The sequence below is a fragment of the Streptococcus sp. 1621 genome, from assembly GCF_013276615.1.
Classification (GTDB): domain Bacteria; phylum Bacillota; class Bacilli; order Lactobacillales; family Streptococcaceae; genus Streptococcus.
This window is the reverse complement of sequence record NZ_VMLJ01000004.1, coordinates 13,451-33,060: the sequence shown is the minus strand read 5'-3', so window position 1 is coordinate 33,060 and position 19,610 is coordinate 13,451. Positions and strand designations below refer to the sequence as shown.

12 protein-coding genes and 1 tRNA gene are annotated in these 19,610 nt (G+C 39.3%); all 13 read right to left on the bottom strand.

The features are described from left to right. Nucleotides 1–2: 2 nt before the first annotated feature. Entirely contained in the window at nt 3–821 is an 819-nt protein-coding gene (locus tag HT697_RS00760) for a Cof-type HAD-IIB family hydrolase (protein WP_050102488.1), read from the bottom strand. Beyond that, nucleotides 821–1,615 (bottom strand): HAD family hydrolase, encoded by a 795-nt coding sequence (locus HT697_RS00755; RefSeq protein ID WP_173217822.1) that lies wholly within the window; start codon nt 1,613–1,615, stop codon nt 821–823. The genes HT697_RS00760 and HT697_RS00755 overlap by 1 nt, the downstream gene beginning before the upstream one ends. Then, nucleotides 1,612–5,151 carry a chromosome segregation protein SMC gene (gene smc / locus HT697_RS00750; RefSeq protein WP_173217820.1) on the bottom strand — a complete coding sequence of 1,180 codons (3,540 nt, stop codon included), beginning with the start codon at nt 5,149–5,151 and terminating at the stop codon, nt 1,612–1,614. Before smc ends, HT697_RS00755 begins: the two co-directional genes overlap by 4 nt. Next, the gene (rnc, locus tag HT697_RS00745) at nt 5,142–5,840 is read right to left on the bottom strand and encodes a ribonuclease III (protein ID WP_000661487.1); all 699 of its coding nucleotides are present in this window, start codon (nt 5,838–5,840) and stop codon (nt 5,142–5,144) included. Before rnc ends, smc begins: the two co-directional genes overlap by 10 nt. Nucleotides 5,841–6,000: 160 nt before the next feature. Then, nucleotides 6,001–6,879 (bottom strand): glycosyltransferase family 52, encoded by an 879-nt coding sequence (locus HT697_RS00740; protein ID WP_173261737.1) that lies wholly within the window; start codon nt 6,877–6,879, stop codon nt 6,001–6,003. Further along, on the bottom strand, nt 6,876–7,580 hold the full coding sequence (locus HT697_RS00735; RefSeq protein WP_173261734.1) for an acylneuraminate cytidylyltransferase family protein: 705 nt from the start codon (nt 7,578–7,580) through the stop codon (nt 6,876–6,878). The genes HT697_RS00740 and HT697_RS00735 overlap by 4 nt, the downstream gene beginning before the upstream one ends. After that, a complete protein-coding gene (locus tag HT697_RS00730; RefSeq protein WP_112443764.1) occupies nt 7,564–8,919 on the bottom strand; it encodes a sodium:solute symporter in 1,356 nt (451 codons plus the stop codon). Before HT697_RS00730 ends, HT697_RS00735 begins: the two co-directional genes overlap by 17 nt. Nucleotide 8,920: 1 nt before the next feature. Next, the gene (locus HT697_RS00725; RefSeq protein WP_112443765.1) at nt 8,921–10,252 is read right to left on the bottom strand and encodes a glycosyltransferase; all 1,332 of its coding nucleotides are present in this window, start codon (nt 10,250–10,252) and stop codon (nt 8,921–8,923) included. A gap of 320 nt (nt 10,253–10,572) precedes the next feature. Then, entirely contained in the window at nt 10,573–14,961 is a 4,389-nt protein-coding gene (locus tag HT697_RS00720) for an LPXTG cell wall anchor domain-containing protein (RefSeq protein ID WP_205402775.1), read from the bottom strand. Between the two features lie 327 nt (nt 14,962–15,288). Next, nucleotides 15,289–15,360, bottom strand: a tRNA-Arg gene (locus HT697_RS00715). Between the two features lie 66 nt (nt 15,361–15,426). Beyond that, the gene (locus HT697_RS00710; RefSeq protein ID WP_173217810.1) at nt 15,427–16,413 is read right to left on the bottom strand and encodes a GMP reductase; all 987 of its coding nucleotides are present in this window, start codon (nt 16,411–16,413) and stop codon (nt 15,427–15,429) included. 174 nt (nt 16,414–16,587) lie between these two features. Next, complete coding sequence (locus HT697_RS00705) at nt 16,588–17,904, bottom strand: McrC family protein (RefSeq protein ID WP_173217808.1); 1,317 nt, start codon at nt 17,902–17,904, stop codon at nt 16,588–16,590. Continuing rightward, a complete protein-coding gene (locus HT697_RS00700; RefSeq protein ID WP_173261731.1) occupies nt 17,891–19,603 on the bottom strand; it encodes an AAA family ATPase in 1,713 nt (570 codons plus the stop codon). Before HT697_RS00700 ends, HT697_RS00705 begins: the two co-directional genes overlap by 14 nt. Between the last annotated feature and the right edge of the window lie 7 nt (nt 19,604–19,610).

Sequence of the window (19,610 nt, the reverse complement as noted above, 5' to 3'; positions counted from 1 at the left end):
TCTTAGTTCTCCTTTAGCACATATTCTTCGATAGCCCAGGCGACAGCTTCCTCATCGTTGGTCATCGGCGTCACTACATTTGCGGCTGCCTTTACTTCAGGAACAGCGTTTTGCATGGCAACACCGAGCCCTGCCCATTCAATCATAGAAAGGTCATTGGCCTCGTCACCACAAGCCATCACTTGGCTTTGGTCGATTCCAAGATGGCTGATTAGTTTTGCCAAGCCTGTTGCTTTATGAACATTCTTTGGTGACCACTCTAGCAACATTTCACGTGATTTAAAGATTTCATATTGGTCAAACAATTCTGGAGAAATCTTCTGAATGGCTGCATCCAAGGGTTCTTGAGCAAAGGCAGTCACGCATTTATTGTAAGTCATTTGACTAGACAGATCTTCAAAGTCAACTGGAACAAAGGTCAATGCTGGATTGAATTTGGCATACAGACTTTCTTGGTCCGATTGGATTTGATAAACAGTTCCTTCTGAGATGGCATCAAGAGGCAGTGATAATTTCTCTGTTTCCTCATACAAGCGTGCCACATCATCATATGAAAAGACTGTTTTATCAAGGATTTCACCTGTATTTTTCTGAACTAATCCACCATTAAAAGTAATCGTATATTCATCTTCGTGGCCGTCAGTCCCTAACTCATGGAGAAAGAAGTCCATGGCTTTTAAGGGACGACCAGTTGTCAATACGACCTTGATACCACGATCACGCGCAGCTTTCAAGGTTGCCTTGGTGCGATCCGTCAGCCTTTTATCAGTAGTCAGCAAGGTCCCGTCCAAATCCAATGCAATCAATTTTATATCTGCCATTATAAGCCCTCCATATAAGCTATAACCGACCGGTCCTTATGGTGACCAATCACAGTCTTTGCTAATTCTAAAATTTCAGGTCGTGCATTTTCAGGAGCTACAGGATGTCCCACAACCTGCATCATATGCAAATCATTTAGATTGTCTCCAAAAGCCATAACCTGATCCATCGTGATACCAAGTTTTTTAGCTAATTCAACAATAGCCACTCCCTTATCGACATAGTCCAGAACAATATCAATGGATTCAAAGCCAGTTGTCATAGCCTTGACACCAGGGACATGTTCATTGACCCAAGCTTCCCCAGCTTCTAGCGTTTCTTCTGTGAAGTTGGTTGTAAATTTGAAAATGTCATCTGTGATAGCTTCCAAATTCGCTACTTTTTGAATATTTTCATTATAGTGCTGACTCACTTTTAAATAGGTCTCATCAACCGTATCTAGAACATAAGCTCCCTTTTTTCCCGTCAAGAGCAGTTTATTGATATCTACATAAGGTGACGTTTTCAGCCTTTCAAAAGTTGATAGATAAAAGTCACGAGACATAGTCGCTTCATACAAGTCCTGACCTTGATACTCTACTAAACTGCCATTTTCCGCGATGAAAATAATGTCATCGCGAACATCAGCAAATAATTTTTCTAGAGACAGAAATCCGCGCCCTGAAGCTACTGCAAAGTAAATCCCTTTTTCCTTGTAGGAAACCAAGAGAGACTTGAGGCGATCCATATCAAAGCGCCCATTCCCATCTAGGAAGGTTCCATCCATATCTGTTGCTACTAGTTTAATTGTCATCCTTCAATACTTTCTAAATCTTTTAACTTCACCGAAACAATTTTTGAAACACCTGATTCTTGCATGGTCACTCCATAGATGGAATCAGCCGCTGCCATAGTTCCCTTACGGTGGGTTACGACGATAAACTGGCTATCCTTGTCAAATCGATTGAGGTAATCCCCAAAACGTTTTACATTAGCTTCATCCAGCGCAGCTTCCACCTCATCCAAGATGACAAATGGGATAGTCTTAACTCGAATGATAGAAAAAAGCAAAGCAAGAGCTGATAATGCTTTTTCACCACCACTCATCAGATTAAGCGACTGGATTTTCTTACCTGGAGGTTGAACAGAAATCTCAACCCCAGCTGTCAGCAGATCTCCTTCAGTCAAGATTAAGTCTGCCTGACCTCCACCAAACATCTGCTTGAAGGTCACTTTAAAGGACTCACGAATAGCCTCAAAGGTTGATTTAAAGCGGTCTTTGACCTCATCATTCATCTCTGTAATTGTCTCAAGGAGCAGATTTTTCGCTGACAAAATGTCATCTCGCTGGCTATTGAGGAAATCCAGACGGCTGTGAACTTCTTCGTACTGGTCAATAGCTTCCAAATTGACAGGACCCAGTGAGCGAATAGCCTTCTCTAAATCCTGCACCTCTTGCTCTGCCATATTGAGGTTTTCCAATTCATGTGCCTTTTCTAGTGCTTCAGTATAGCTAATCTGATACTGGTCTGTTAATTGGCTTTGTAAATGGCGTAAGCGCTCGCTGACCTTTTCTTTCTTGGCTTCAGCACGTGTTTGCTTGCGAATCCACTCCTCATTCTGCTGGCGAGCCTGATCCAAATGACTGGCAATATCATCCAGTTGACCTTCTATATCATCCAACTCAAACTGCTTGCGAATCAAACCTTGTTGGAGATTTGTTTTCTGAGTTTTGGCTTCTTCAGCCTGCTGAGCTAGAAGCTCTGTATCAACTTTCTCAAGATTGTCAACTTTTTCTTGTAGAAGGCGCTGAATTTCCTCTTGTTCGATATTCAGATTGTCCAATTCCTTGCCTAAACGCTCAATATCAGCTACTTCATAACGTTTTTGTCCTTGCAGTTCTGTCTTAAGCAAGCGTGCTTGCGCTACCTCTTCCTGCAAGTTTTGATAACGTTCTTGAATGGCGTTTTTGTTAGACTTAATTTCTTCAATCTCAGCTTCCAGATTTTGCTTATCACTGGCGATAGTAGCAAGGCGTGCTTGGCATTTTTCCTTATCCGCTTTCCAATCTCCCTCAGAAAGACGATTTAATTCCTCTTCTTGGAGTTTCCAAAGAGTTTCCAGTTCTTCAACTTGCTGACTAGTTTGCTGATAAGCAAGGGACAAGCCCTGCTCCTGAATACGTGCCTGTTCTCCTTGAGATTTGATGGCTTCTAATGATTCGGTCAATCTAGCCATCTTGTCTTGCAAGGTCTTCAAAGTCGCCTCTTCTGAACGAAGACTTGCTTCTTCTTCAGCAATTTCTTTTTGTAATTGCTCCAGTTCTGGCTTGATGAAAATGCTGTTATTCTGGCGATTAGCTCCACCTGCATAGGAACCACCTGTGCGCAACTCTGTCCCGTCCAGTGTCACCATACGAACCTGGTAACGAACTTGGCGAGCTGCTGCACGCGCATGTTCTACGGTATCAAAGATGGCTGTCGTAGCTAGCAAGTTCTTGAAAATAGCTTCCAGTCTAGTATCGAAAGTAACTAACTCATCAGCCATACCAAGGAAGCCTGAACTTGATGCGATAGTATCTTGGTTCTGACTAGAAATCGTACGCGCCTTGATCGTTGTCAAAGGAAGGAAGGTTGCACGGCCGGCTCTGTTCCGTTTGAGGAAATCAATAGCCTTAGTAGCTGCGTTCTCATCTTCTACGATGATATGCTGACTGCTGGCTCCAAGCGCAATCTCCAGGGCAGTTTGATAATGCACATCAAAGGTCAGATGCTCACTAACAGCACCAATAATTCCACCAAGGCGAGCTTTTTCTTGGAGAACACTCTTGACACCTGCATAAAAGTTACTATGATTTCTCAGGATGTTTTCCAAACTTTGAGCTCTAGCCTGCTTGTTTTTAAGACTGTCCAGACGGTCAAAGAGTTGACTTTGTTGAGCTTGATAGGAAGTTTTCTGCTCCTCTTGCTCCTTGGCAATAGCTTGGTAGTCGGCCAATAATTTTTGAACCTGCTCCTTGGCAGTTTCAAGCTCAGCCTTTTGCTGACTAGCCTTCTCTTTAGCTGTAGCCAGTTGTTCTTTCAGCTTTTGTAGTTGATCTGCTTGTTTTTGAGAAAGCTGACGACTATTTTCCAACTCGTTTTCGATACGGGTCAGCTGGTTTGAGACATCTGCTTCTTCTTGTAAAAGAGCTACAAAGCGTTCGCGTAAGAGCTCAATCATTTGATCAGGATCATCTGAAAAAGCTAGCAATTCAGCTTCTAAACGATTGAGTTTTTGATTATTTTGGACTAGATTTTCCTCTAACAGAGTTAAAGAGCTTTCTTTATCAGATTTTTCTTGGCTGAGTGAACTTTTCTTCTCCTCCAAAGTAGCCAAACGGGCTTGTGCCTCCTGTTGATTCAGGGCTACTTGCTCAGATTCTAATTTCGATAGGGCTAATTTTCTCTCTAAATCACTAATCAGACTGGTCAAATCCATCAAACTGCCTTGGTCTTTAGCCATTTCAGCCTGTAAATCTTGGCGTTGCTTCTTGAGATTCTGATTTTCTTCTTCTAATTTTTCACGCTTTTGGTAGTAGCTTGTCAAAAGTTCCTGAACCTGAGTCAACTCTTCTTCTGTCGAATCTAGTTCAGCCTTATTTTCCTTGATTTGAGCAACCAGCACGTCTAAATAAATAGCCTTGCGTTGGCCTTCCAAGTTTAAAAACTTACGGGCATTTTCAGCTTGCTTCTCAAGAGGTTTGATTTGATTATCCAACTCGTAGATAATGTCCTCTAAGCGGTCTAAATTATCCTGAGTTTGTTGCAGTTTACTCTCCGTTTCTTTTCTGCGAGTCTTGTATTTCAAAACTCCAGCAGCTTCTTCGAAAATGGCACGACGTTCCTCAGGCTTGGAATTAAAAATCTCCTCAACCTTCCCTTGGGAAATGATAGAGAAGGAATCTCGTCCCAAACCAGTATCCAAGAAAAGGTCATGAATATCACGCAGACGGACTTTCTTGCCGTCAATCTTGTATTCGCTATCTCCACTACGATAGATATGGCGTTCCACCCTAATTTCTTGACCTGCGTCCTTGATAAATCCGTCATGATTATCCAGAGTCACAACTACAGAAGCATAATTGAGCGGTTTGCGACTTTCGGTACCAGCAAAGATGACATCTGGCATCTTGCCACCACGGAGACTCTTGACACTAGACTCCCCCAAGGCCCAACGCAGACTTTCTGTAATATTGGACTTTCCAGATCCATTGGGTCCAACGACTGCCGTCACACCTTGGTCAAAGACGACCTTGGTCTTGTCAGCAAAAGACTTGAATCCCTGAATTTCAATTTCCTTTAAATACATGAATCCAGCCCTTTCTCAACGGCATTTTTGGCAGCTTCCTGCTCTGCTAGTTTCTTAGAACGACCTTGACCTTGACCAATACTCTTACCTTCAACCAGAACTTCTACATCAAAGACCTTATCGTGGGCAGGACCCGTTTCAGAAATCACCTGATAACGAATAGCCACATCGCCATTGACCTGAAGTAACTCTTGGAGATGGGTTTTGTAATCTGTAATCATCTCAAATTCGCCTGCTTCAACCTTAGGAATCATGACTTGGTAGATAAATTCCTTGACCTTGGCCACATCCTTGTCCAAAAGGAGAGCACCAAGAAAGGCTTCGAAGGCATCACCAAGAATGGTGTCACGATTGCGTCCACCAGACTTTTCTTCCCCTTTACCAAGTTTGATAAACTGATCAAACTGGCAATCACGCGCAAAACCAGCCAAACTTTCCTCGCGGACAATCATAGCACGAAGTTTGGACAAATCCCCCTCAGGCTTTTTAGGATATTTTTTATACAAATATTCTGAAATCAATAACTGTAGAACAGCGTCTCCTAAAAATTCCAAGCGTTCATTGTGTGAAATTTTTAAGAGGCGGTGCTCATTGGCATAACTCGTATGAGTAAAGGCAGTCTCCAGTAAATTTTTGTCTGCAAATTCGATTGCAAAATGGTTCTTTAGTACAGTTTGTAATTCTTTCATACCAACCTCTTTCTAACTGATAACAGTCCTTTTTATTATATCAAAAAAAGCCTCCTGAGTCACTCTAAAACGGGAGAAAACAAGTGACCCAAGGGAACTTATCGACTACTATTAAAATGGGAAAATATTAGAATAAGGGGTGCAAGTTATTTACTTTAAGTTACCAGCCAAGTGGAATCGTTTCAAACTGACAACCCAATCGGCGTAATTCATTTTGACGGGCCTCATAGTAGGGGAGGGAAATGCCTATGATAGTCACATGAGGCAGGTCTTGTAAGTGGAGACTGACTGATGAAGTAAAATGGTAGACCTGAACAAACTCGTATTCTTGAAAAAGATGGGCTAGGACATCTTCAAAGATTAAATCTGTAGCCAAGTAAGTTACATCTGGAATATGGAAGGTTTCCTTGGGATGGGGGAGATAGAGGTCAATTGCCAAAGCCTTAGCATAGGTACTGATAAAACGGATGGAGATTTGGTCATCCTCCTCAGAGAACTTTTGTCCCAGCAGGACCTTGACCGTCTTACCATTTGAGACGGGTGCTTGTGGCAGGTCAAAAAAATGCTCCAGATAAACAAGCTTTTCTCTAGCTACGATATGGTAGTCACTGCGATAGAGGGTATAGTGCTTTTCCGTCCGCTCAATCAAGTCATCTCTGGTCAAGTCCAAAGAGCCTACCTGACTAGGATGGAGAGGGCAAGCATACATGCCCAAGGGGTAAATATCCGCATAGCCATCATCAAAACTCATGAGATGCTGGTAGGAGGAACTAGCAACCAAGTCCAGAATCAAGCTATTGTCAAAACTAGCATAAAAGATAGTGTCATAGTCTCCCGCCAGTTCCTGACAAATCTGAGTCAAGTCCTCTACGTTCTGAGGATAGTAAACATGGTCAAAATCCTTAGCATAATGCTCCTGACGGGCATTTTTGACAGAACTGACATAAAGACTGACAAAGTCCTGATCAGGATAAAATCCCTTGATATGATGGGCAATTTTAGCCTGTAAGGGCGTTGTAGCAATGATGAGGTGTTTCATCTCTTTGATTCTCCTAGGTGGTGATGTTGTAGCAAGGTCTCAACGACTTCAAAATCCAAGGCATCGTCGATATCATAAGAATAGAGTTTAGACATTTCATAGGCTACTGTCTTATCTGTGTAAAAGGTCTCATCTCGTAGGTAACGATCCTTGCGAGAAATCCAGATACTACCGTTGGGATAGTAATAGACAGGCTCTTTCTGCCGAGCATAGTGCTTGGACACCTGAGGCGGACGGATAAAAGGTGACTCCTCTAACTGCAAGAAAAGACTACGACTCTTGTCCGCCTTAACACAGGAAATCAAATGGTCGGCGCCAGACTGACAGTAGAGGTGATAGGACTCGACGAGGTGCTCCACCTCTCTCAAGGGTGAGGTCACCTGTAGATTCACAAAGATCTGCTCTTCCTCAAAGGGCTGTAAAAAGTCTCGCAAGCTTTCTAAGCTAGAGGTTGTTGACAAGGCCAATTCTTTTGGTCTGTGGACACAACGAATCTCTGGATAGGCTTGACGACAAAGTTCCAGATAGGCTAGTGAGTCTGAAGAAACCCAGATATCACTAAATAGCTTGGAGGCTAGAGCGACTTCTATGGTGTAGAAAACCAAAGGTTTTCCTACAAGTGGTTTGATATTTTTATCCACTAAGCCGCGTGAACCCGAACGGATCAAAATGACGGCTATGGGTTTAGATTGTGCTTTCATATAGTCTTCCTAGAATTGAGATAAACAGGGCAGATAGGGTAGTGATGATGCTATTTAACCAAGGATTGGGGTTGGCAAATAAACCACTGTAATAATAGAGAAACAAGGCTCCTAAACTAAAGAACAGATAGATTTTGGCTAGTTGTAAACTCGGTCTTTTGAGGAGTAAAACCAAGAGATACAAACCACCTATCACGCCTAGTGTCAGCCCCATAAAGCCGTTAATCCATTCGTAGATGGAGTAGATTTCTGCATTCATGAGTAAGAGGCAGAGGAACCAAGACAAACCTGCTAAGGCAAAGGATAGGATACTTGGCGACCAGCGAATCTTTGACCAAGCAAAATCCAACTTCAAGCAGGTCACAATTGCATTCATACTGGATGAAACTGTGGATTGGCCTGCTGTCAAGAGAGCTAGCATGATGAAACTGCCAAACCAAGGTGATAGACATTCCTGAACATAGGCAATGAGAACAGGATTGGGCGATGTGGTGGCAAAATTTTCCTGACGAATCAAGCGACCAATCAGATACAGTAAACTGGCAATCCCAAAGGACAAGAGTCCCTGTAGCCATAAGATTTTTCCAATCTTTTGGCGCCCCATTTTGCTATTAAAACGTTGGACAATATCCTGTGAGGAAACGTAGGAAAACAAGCTACTAAAACCTGCTCCTACAACTAAGATCAAGACCGTCTTCCCATCCAGCGTCTCTGCAAAGTGAAATATCTGTTGACTGCTATTCATGACTAAACCAGATTGGGCAATTCTTGGTAGAAAGAGAGCTAATATAGCCAGCAGGACCAAGCCCTGAAAGAAGTCCGTCCACAGCACAACCAAGAGACCACCCCTTGCCAGATAATAGACCGTCAAAAGAAGGAGTAGACCTGACAAGACCAGCTGATTGAGAGGGATAAAGGGCGCTAAGGCCTGAGACAACAAGTAGGTCACCACTGCTATTCGCCCCAACTGATAGAGGATGAAGAGTCCTGAAGCCAGTGAACGAATGCTAGGAGATTGAAACTTGTCCTCTAAAAGATGATAAGCTGTCTCGTAGTTTCCCTTTTGATAGAGGGGCAGAAAATAGCGATGAGCTAGTGGAATGGCTAGAAAAATCCCGCACTGGGCAAACCAGAGATAGGATCTACCTGTATAGGCATTCCCCACCAGAGTCAGAAAGGAAATGGGGCTGAGCAAGGTGGCAAAGACTGAGAAGCCCAAAACTGTCACTGGAACAGCTTTCTTAACCTGATAATAGTCCCCCTCACTCCCTTTTTGCCGATAGGCAATCCAGGAAATCAAGCAGAAATAGAGCAATAGGATAGCTAGAATTCCCAACATCCTAGAAATTCCTATCTAGTAATTTTCGGTATATTTGAGCTACTGTCTCTAGTGAATAGTGAGATGCTAGGGCGATATTTTCTGCATTTGATTTACAAAAATCCACTTGTTCCATTTCTTCTATCTTTTCTATTAACTCTTCCTTTGTTCTAAATAAGGTGATTGCACTGGATTGTTCTGCATAGAAACGATGAGCAATGTCCACATCTGATAACAAAGCTAGCAAGCCATGACTCAAAGCTTCTACACAGGCATTTGCAAACAATTCAGTGTAACTGGCTGATAGATAGCATTGATGTAGATTATAAGGAACATTATCTACCACTCCTCTTAGATGAATTGTGGGAGGGATATCATACTGATTACGAAGTTCTTGTATTCTTGTTTCCGATCCACCATAAAATGTAATCTCAACATTTGAACCCTTTTTATACAACTCAATAAATGCTTCAATAACTAGTCCAACATTTTTTATTTCCCCCATATGCCCCACCAAGCAATAGTCTCGTATTGGGCCTATATGTCTTAATTCTCCTAACTTTTCTGAAAACATAGGAGCTAAGAATGTGGAATGATAGCCCTTTGTTTGTAATGATTCTGTTAATTTCTCACTAGCCACAAGATACTTATTTTTTTTCCTTAAATTAGCATGTGACATATTCATTAAAACATTTGAATGAATCACTTCATAGTAATTCTTACCCGTGTTTTCCATATATCTCCATAGACTAGGCTTTGGTATACTTTGTTGATCGCGAATAATTAAGTCTGTATCCTGAGCTATATCAACCAAAAATTTGACAAGTAAATCTTCTTCAGAGTAAATAACTCCATCTTTTCGAAAAATATATTCAGGATAAAATAAAGAAACAGGAGAAGGTTCTTTGAATGGATTGATAAAACGCCCTTCAAGTGCTAGATTTCCATCTTTATGAAACCAGCGTAATTCTTTTGCCTTAAAATCTTCAAAAAGGAAAGGGCCACTTGTATAATAGTAACGACCCGAGCCATCTCCTAACGTAAGAGAAGAGACAAAACCATCTGCAGTGAGTTCAACCGTATCACTATCTGATAAATTGAGAGTTTCAGGCTTAACCGATAAGGAATCATGTCCTATATCAGAAAAACTATGAGGAACACAGATTAGTTCTTTTTCTAAAAATCCTAGCTTTTTTAAAACCACCTTCCAGTCAGGTCTAACTTGTGGGTTTGTCAGAATATGGAGATAATCTACTCCCAGATATCTTGCGATACGCGCTCGATAAAACTGGGTACTTTCAAAACCATATCGCTGTATTTTTGTAAAAGAATGCAGTGTAATAATTCTTGACATATTTCCCTCTCTTATTTTCAGTATAAAAATTGAAAAATCTCCTCTCACAAAAAGGAGAAAAGATTTTCCATCTCATATCGTGGAAGCTAGAATGACACTAAAATAGTTTTTATCAATCAATAATTCAAAAGCACCTCTGAAAACGACCTGTTCATCAAAATACATAGCCGGAAAAGATTGGTAAATCAATGTTTTCAATTTTAACATTGCGTTTTTTGAAGTGCTCAGAATCATCAATTTTAATTTAATAATTAAGACATTTGATTGAAGTCACTATTTAGTTATTATAAGTTCAGCTAATAACTAATCAAAAGATTGAGTTATTCTGATTCTTCTTTTTTCTTAAATAACCCTAATGCCAATCCTGTTACCATAGCTAGTAATCCCATAGTTGATACGTTCGTATTTTTTTCTGTACCAGTATTCGGTAGTTTTTCTTCTGATTTCTTTGATTCCGGCTGGATACTATTTGATTTTTCTGGATTAGGCTCTGGATTAGGTTCTGGCTTAGGCTCTGGTTTAGGTTCCGGCTTAGGCTCTGGCTTAGGTTCCGGCTTAGGCTCTGGTTTAGGCTCTGACTTAGGCTCTGGTACGGCGTTTTCCAGAATGTATACATAAGTTACTTCAAGAGTTTGCCCTGCAACAACCTTGCCTGTTTCATTTCCTCTAGTACTTTGAGGAACCAGTTTATAAACTTTACCTTCTGCTGTAGTAATACTTGTTGGTTTATGATCTTGTGTATCGTAGTCTGAACCGGCTTTGGCATTATCAGTATCCGTAACTGTTTGAGTTACTGGTTGTTGATTTTCATTGGTTCCTTGGAGTGGATTGCCTTCTGTATCAACGTAATGAACTATTACTGATCCAGCTTTTTCATAAACATAAGTGACTTCTGTAGTTCCTTCTACAACAGGTCCTTCTTCTGGTTTAGAGCCGTCTTTTAGGGCTTTATCAGTTAGATAGTAAGTGATACCATCTTTTACGATAGTCGCTTTCTTATGTTCTGACGTGTTGTAGTTTGTATTAAGAGAAGCGTTTGTTTCATCATTTTCATCATCCGCAATAGGATTGCCTTCTGTATCTTGGAATTTAACGATGACATTTCCTTTAGCTTCTTGATATACATAAGTTACTTCAAGAGTTTGCCCTGCGACAACCTTGCCTGTTTCATTTCCTCTAGTACTTTGAGGAACCAGTTTATAAACTTTACCTTCTGCTGTAGTAATACTTGTTGGTTTATGATCTTGTGTATCATAGTCTGAACCTGCTTTGGCACTATCAGTATCCGTAACCGTTTGAGTCACTGGTTGTTGATTTTCATTGGTTCCTTGGAGTGGATTGCCTTCTGTATCAACGTAATGAACAAGAACTGATCCAGCTTTTTCGTAAACGTAAGTTACTTCTGTTGTACCTTCAACAACATCTCCAGTTTCTTTAGAACCGTCTTTAAGTGCTTTAGCTGTTAGGTAGTATTTAACACCATCTTTAGTGATTTCGGCTTTTTTGTGGTCAGTTGTATCGTATTTAACGTTTAGAGAAGCATCTGTTTCGTCTTTTTCGTTTTCAGCGATTACGTTACCTTCAGTATCTTCATACTTAACAACAACATTACCTTTAACTTCTTTATAAACGTATGTTACTTCTACAGTATCTCCGGCTACTACTTTACCAGTTTCATTTCCGATTGTAGAATCAGGCACTAGTTCGTATACTTTTCCTTCTGCAGTTTTAATACGGTCTGGTTTCATTCCGTTATCTGCAGTGTTATAGTCAGTTCCTGGTCTGCCATCTGTTGTATCATTATTAGTTTCAGGGACATTATTTCCTTCTGGATCTGTTCCTGATATTGGATTACCTTCTTGATCTGTATAATGAACTATTACTGATCCAGCTTTTTCGTAAACGTAAGTTACTGTAGTTGTTCCTTCTACTACGTCTCCAGTAGCTGGTTTAGAACCGTCTTTCAATTCTTTAGCTGTTAGGTAATATTTAACACCATCTTTAGTGATTTCATCTTTTTTGTGGTCAGCTGTATCGTATTTAACGTTTAGAGAAGCATCTGTTTCATCTTGTTCGTCAGCAGCGATTACATTACCCTCAGTATCTTCATACTTAACAACTACATTCCCTTTAGCTTCTTGATATACATAAGTTACTTCAAGAGTTTGCCCTGCAACAACCTTGCCTGTTTCATTTCCTGTCGTACGTTGAGGAACCAGTTTATAAACTTTACCATCTGCTGTAGTAATGCTTGCTGGTTTATGATCTTGTGTATCATAGTCTGAACCGGCTTTGGCATTATCAGTATCCGTAACCGTTTGAGTCACTGGTTGTTGATTTTCGTTAGTTCCTTGGAGTGGAGTGCCTTCTGTATCAACGTAGTTAACGATGACTGATCCAGCTTTTTCGTAAACATAAGTGACTTCTGTTGTACCTTCAACAATATCTCCAGTTTCTGGTTTAGAACCGTCTTTAAGACCAGCTTTTGTAATGTAGTAAACAGTTCCGTCTTCTCCAGTGATTTTTTCTGGTTTGTTGTCAGTTGTGTCGTATTTAGCGTTTAGAGAAGCACCTTTAAGATCATCTTTATCAGCCGCGATTGTGTGACCTTCTGTGTCAACATAGTGAACGACTACGTCGCCAGTAACTTCTTTATAAACGTATGTTACTTCTTTCGTTTCTCCAGCTACTACTGTACCTGTTTCTTCACCTTCAGTTGAACCTTCAACCAATTTGTATACTTTCCCTTCTGCAGTTTTAACACGGGTTGGTTTCATTCCGTTATCTGCAGTGTTGTACGGATCTCCTGGTTTACCATTATCAACATCTTTCGTACCTGAAACTACAGTTTTACCAGCTCCATCTTCGTCTACTACTGTACCTGTAAGTGGAGTTCCATCTTCTGTTTTGTAGTTAACGATGACTGAACCTGCTTTTTCATAGACATAAGTGACCTCTGTTGTTCCTTCTACAACAGTTCCTTCTTCTATTGCTGAAGTTGTAGCTACACCATTTACTGTAGTTTTTGTTCCACTCTCTTTTATATAATAAACAGAACCATTTGCTTCTAATCTTTGAGGTTTTTCTGCATCGCTTTCTTTTGTATTGTATTGAACGTTCTCTGCAGTTTTGTTTGTGCTGACAACTACTTCTTGATTATTCGCATCAAGATAGTAAGTTTTTGTTTCAACTTCTACTACAGCATCAACAGTATCATTATATGAAGATTTAAGAGTTGTTCCATCTTCTGTTTGATAATGTACGGTAACCGAGCCTTTCTTTTCAGATCTACTCGTTACTTCAGGACTATAGGTGTAGGTGATAGTAGTATGACCACTACCTAAACGATAAGCACGAAGGGGTGTATAGGCTGTACGATAGTTATACTTCTCAGTAGCAGGGCCATTAACGGTTAGATTGAAGTAGAGTCCATACCCATCTTCTTCGTCACCTCCAGATTCATTACCAACTATGATGTCTTTATCGGGATCAAATATTGTAGCAGTAGCTGGTCTCTTTTCGGAATCCAGGATATCTTCCTTGTCTGAGTCTTCGACTCCAGGTTGACCGAGATATGAAAACGCAAGGTATCTTTTCATATTCCCTTCTGTATTTTGCAAACCTTTTTCTTTGATGTAAGCTAAATACCCTTTTAAAAAAGTTCTAGTTCCTTCATGACTAAGGTCATCGGGATTGTCTTTGTGAGCATTGATTGCCTCATAAAATTCATGAAGAGTAGATATATTATTTGCTGTAGGAAAATTCACGACATAGGTAAAACCCAGTTTGTTACGTTCACCTGTTACAAAGGTATTTTTTTCTAATACGAAAACATAATCACCTTCCTTGACACCACCATCTGTAGCGATATTCGTAGAAGTATAATCTTTTGCTGTGGCTTCTCCCGCCTTGAATGTATCTTCTAGCCATTTATCAGATGTAGTGGCTGGTGTATCGGCTAATACATATTTACCGTAAGTCCCCTTGCCAGTTTCTTCGACAATCCAGCTACGACCTCCTGGTTTAACTCCACTGTGGTTAATTTTCCCATCATTTTGAACAAGACCTTCAGAAGTTAGTTTTGCAGTCACATTTCCAAGAGTAGAGTCAGAGTATACCCCTCCTCCATCACCTGTAATTTCTACAGCTGGATCCCCGATCTTATGATAGGTAGTATTATTTTTTTCAATAGTATCTTTTCCTGCGGCACCGTGCTCTTTTGCCTTGGTTAAATCAGTATCGGTAATTTCGTTACCTGTTAATGATTTGAAGACTTTTCCATATGGTCCGTATACTTCATAATCTACCGAAATTTGTTTTTCAAAGCCTGCATCTTGATTTTTATCTTCTTCTAAAACAGTCCCATCAGTTGATACATATTTGTAGTCTACCTTACCTATTTTAGTAATGTTATCTATACCTGTTTCATTCGGTTTTGGATTAGGATCAAAATCTTTTGAAGGATAATCATACTCATAATCAGTATTCTCAAATTTCACATGTGCTGTATCTACTGTGATAGAACCCTTACTATTTGATATAGTAGTAGTTCCATCTCCGTTATCGATAATAGCAGCTTCTACAGACTGAGTGTTGACAGACAAAGCGATAGCAGCACCCATAATGAGTCCGAGAGTACCTATTTTTACTGAGTCTGAACGACCATTTTTTAATTTACGAATGGAAAAAATTTCCTTTTTATTTGACAAAATATCAAGCCTCCATATATATATATATATATATATCAACCTAGTAACTTATTGAGAAAGAAATCTAAATTGTTGATTTTAGTATATCATTTTGTTCATAATTAGACAACTTTGACGTACAAAATATTTTATCTCTTCTGTATATTACTTCCACTAACTTCTAATATCAGAAAGAGGATTGTTAAATCATTTATCGCATTGTTAAGAATTTAGAAAATCTGTGCATTATAAAAAAATAAAACACATCATATCAAGGTTTTTACTAGACATGATATGATGTGTTTTATGATTTGTTCTATTTGTACTCAGACTCCTGAGCTATTTACATCCACCCTGAGGGAATCGAACCCCCATCTCAAGAACCGGAATCTTACGTGATATCCATTACACTAAGGGTGGAAACTTGTTTTATTATAACAGAAATTTGCTCTAATAACAAGTTTTTTTCTAGTGAGATAGGCCGTTTTAGTGGGAAGCATCCCCATTCCAGATGGAGTTTTTCACGATAACATAATCAACGTGTTTAAGGTCAGCAACCTGACGTCCACCTGCATATGAAATAGCACTTTGAAGGTCTTGTTCCATCTCAGTTAAAGTGTCTTGCAGATGACCTTTGGCAGGAAGCAAGATGCGTTTGCCTTCCACATTTTTGTAAGCACCTTTTTGATATTGTGAGGCTGAACCATAATATTCTTTGAACTGTTCACCATCGACTTCAATCGTTTTCCCTGGACTTTCAATATGTCCTGCAAAGAGGGAACCAATCATAACCATGCTGGCACCGAATCGGATAGACTTGGCAATATCGCCGTGAGTACGAATTCCGCCATCAGCAATAATCGGTTTACGTGCAGCCTTAGCACACCAGCGTAGAGCAGCCAACTGCCAACCACCTGTACCAAAACCAGTCTTAACCTTGGTGATACAAACCTTACCAGGACCAATTCCGACCTTAGTAGCATCCGCACCAGCATTTTCCAATTCACGCACAGCTTCTGGTGTTCCCACATTCCCAGCAATAACAAAAGTATCTGGCAATTCTTTCTTGATGTGTTGAATCATAGAAATCACGCTATCCGCATGACCATGGGCAATATCAATCGTGATGTACTCAGGAGCATCAGCCTTGAGCTGTCTGACAAAATCATACTCATAATCCTTAACACCGACAGAGATAGAAGCAATGAGCCCTTGCTCATGCATGCGCTTAATAAAAGGAATACGTCCTGCCTCATCAAAACGGTGCATAATGTAGAAGTACCCACCTTTAGCCAATTGCTCTGCTACACTTTCATCCAAAATCGTCTGCATATTAGCTGGCACAACAGGTAGTTTAAAGGTGTGATTTCCTAAAGTGACACTTGTATCCGCTTCTGCTCGGCTTTTAATCACACATTTATTTGGAATCAATTGAATATCTTCGTAATCAAAAATTGGAAATTCATTTAACATATCGATGTCTCGTTTCTTTTGTAATGACCTACCTATGCTCTCGCATCACTACGCCTTTTCCGACGTTTCCTTAATTAATTATAAACCAAAGTACAGTTTTTGTCAAATATTTTTATAAATAAAAACATATCGTTCGGGTTTTAGTTATGTTAAAAATAAAAGAAAGAGGGGAAATTATTTTCTCCCCACTTTTTTAGTAATATTACTTTTAAAAGTTTCTTCGGAGTTTTCCATCATTTCACAAAATTCACTATAGGATGAAGACTTCTGAGGAATTTGGATAGACCATTTCTTCAACAAAGCTCCATAACCTGCTAGCTTTCCTATCTCATTATCAACAACCTTGTCCTCGCTCGGAAAAACAAGACCAGCCTTCTCAGCTTTTAAAATATAAGAATAGGAAATCAGTTGGAACAAGTCCTCACGGTTTATTCCTTTTTCAGTCAATTCCAGTTTTTTATACTTAGCATCTAAAACGATTTTTAACTCTTGATGATAAAAATCTGGATAAACTTTTCGTTCTCGACTAGAAAATACTGAAATTCCGTCCGTCTTATCTTTATTTCGTGGATGGATGAAATCTTTTGGCAACAAAGTATGAACATACTCTTCCCAAAGCCAGGCAACATCAAAAAGAATACCATGAATTTTTTGATCTTGATACCCCAAACCGTGCTTTTCTTGGTTTAGGATCATCAGACAAAGTTCTTGTAACTTTCTGTACTCGTGAAAGTATGCATGACGTATAGGTTTAGATTGATTTACCCGAATAATCTTAGCACGATCAGCTAGTTTATAAGAAGGCGTTACACGCACGATTTCAGCTACGTTTTCACGACTAGTTGAGAGATTATCTAGTACCCCTTGACCAATGCTTTTCTGGTTCTTAATGTATTCAATAGTGTGACGGACCAACTGCATGAGGGGATTATCATAGGTGAACTCTCTCGTTGTGTAGGCAATATTTCCCGTGAAAGGAAGGTTTTTCTTGAGATGCTTTCTTACATCAATCACTCCCTTAACATTACTGTCGTTATGAGAAAATCGATGGTATTCCTTATAAAGACCTTTTCGAATAGCAGCTTGTAGATACTTGGGGAAGAGATACATCAAAAGTTGATAGAGCTTATCTTCACGTGACAAAGCTACATCTAAACTAGTGAGATTGATATGAAGAACCTTTTGTAAAAGATAATGCAAAAAATGGTCATTACCTTTAATCGAAAAACGAGAGGAGATTGTTAATCTCTCCTGACCATAGCCCAGAAAACCAATCACATTTCCTGTCTTGATTTCCTGATTGACCGTTTCCAAAATCTTTTGTTTCTTATCCAAATCTGGAGAATATTGTAGGTCATTTGGAAAAATAAAGATATTGTCCTCTTTAGAAAGGTTATCCAGTGTTCTATCAAGAAGTGCTTGACTTAGTTTGGGATATTCTGCGACAAAGTCTTCTTTAGCAATTTCATGATGATTATCAGTTATCCTCATCTTTATTTTCATCGTTTTCTTCGTCACCTGTATGTTTCTGAATAGTTTGCTCATTTTCTTTTAAATCAAACGCTTTTTTCAATATTTTTAGTTTTTCAACTTCCTCATAGGAACCACGTAGATAATCTTCCAAAAGTGGTTTGAGATAATCAGACCAGAGTAATTCATAGTCAAAGTCTACATCCTGCAACTTAAGGAAATAACTTGGTCCGATATGATAATGACTATTTAATTCCTGAACGTTTTCGATAGCAACATTCAAGTTTCTTAAACGTTTTTTCGCTTCTTCAGCTTTATCACCAAGAGCAGTATCGAGCATACCTAATTGGCTTTCAGCAGTAACTTCAATAAAACGGAAACGACGACGCATAGCAAAATCAAAGGTGTCCACTGAACGGTCAATATCATTCATGGTTCCGATGATGTAGACATTCTCAGGGATATAAAATTTCTCATCAGTCTCATGTAAATTAGCATACTGAGTAGAAACACTCCCCTTTTCACCACGATAACCAGGGTCGATAGAGAAAAAGAGTTCCCCAAAAATCTTAGAAATCTCCCCACGGTTAATTTCATCGATGATGAAGACGAATTTTTTGTCAGTGTCAACCTCTGTTGGAGAAACATAATCACATAAGCCATAACTTTCTTTCATGTGATCTAAAACGATTTTTTGATAAGTTTCGTACTTTAACTTAGTCTCCTCACCCTTGTACAAAAGATACACTTTTTCTTTGGTAGCAACAGGAGAATCAAACTTCACATTCCCTTGACTATTTAAACTGGCTGGAACCGAACTACGAGGGAAGAAGTATTGTCCTTGCTTTTCATTGATAGCATCCGTTAGCTTAGCCCACGTTTCTTCAAAATTATCTTGACCTCCAATCTTCTTAGAATCTATAGCATTCTGACAAAACTTCTTAAAAATACCTTCTTTTAATTTAAAAAATATACTGCCATCCTCATTTGAATCCGGTCTTAAACCCTCAACAAAATCCGTATAATCATAAGATGGATGAAACTGTACAAAGCCGATTTGATCTTCGTTGCCTTCCGTTAACTCTTTAGCAATTTCTTTAGCAAGATAAGTTTTTCCCGTACCTGGTGCACCTCGAAGGATGAGGTTTTTGGATTTTTTTAATATACCACTATAATCAAATAAAAAATCATTCCTTAACATAGTTTCGCTTTCTAATTTTTTATACTTTTTCCAATTAGGATGATTCAAAAAATAGTCATAGTCTTGAATTATAATTTCATCACTTGCAGCAAATTTTATTAACTGGTTAGTCTCTTTAGTTCGATACTTAATATCTGATGGAAACCATATTGTTTCTTGCCCCGTAAAGAAAAACCACTCCCTCTCTATATACTCTTTATTCCAATCAACAATAATGGTATGCCCATCATCTAAAATCTCTTTAACAGTCGCCATTCCACGAATTTTCATCACAGAAACCTTTAAATCATCTTTCTTTACACAAGGTAAATTCTTCTTTTTGACATATGTGGATTTAGCAAATAAAATGTCACCTGGTTTAATTTTATTAAACAACTTTAACATTTTTTGATACTGTTTATTTTCCTCGTTGTTATGCCATCCTAATTCCCACTTTCCTTCTTTCCTGAAATATTCAAGATAATCATCATCACCAAATCTTGTACCAACAAAAAAGTAATTATTTTGTTTACTGTTCATTTGAATA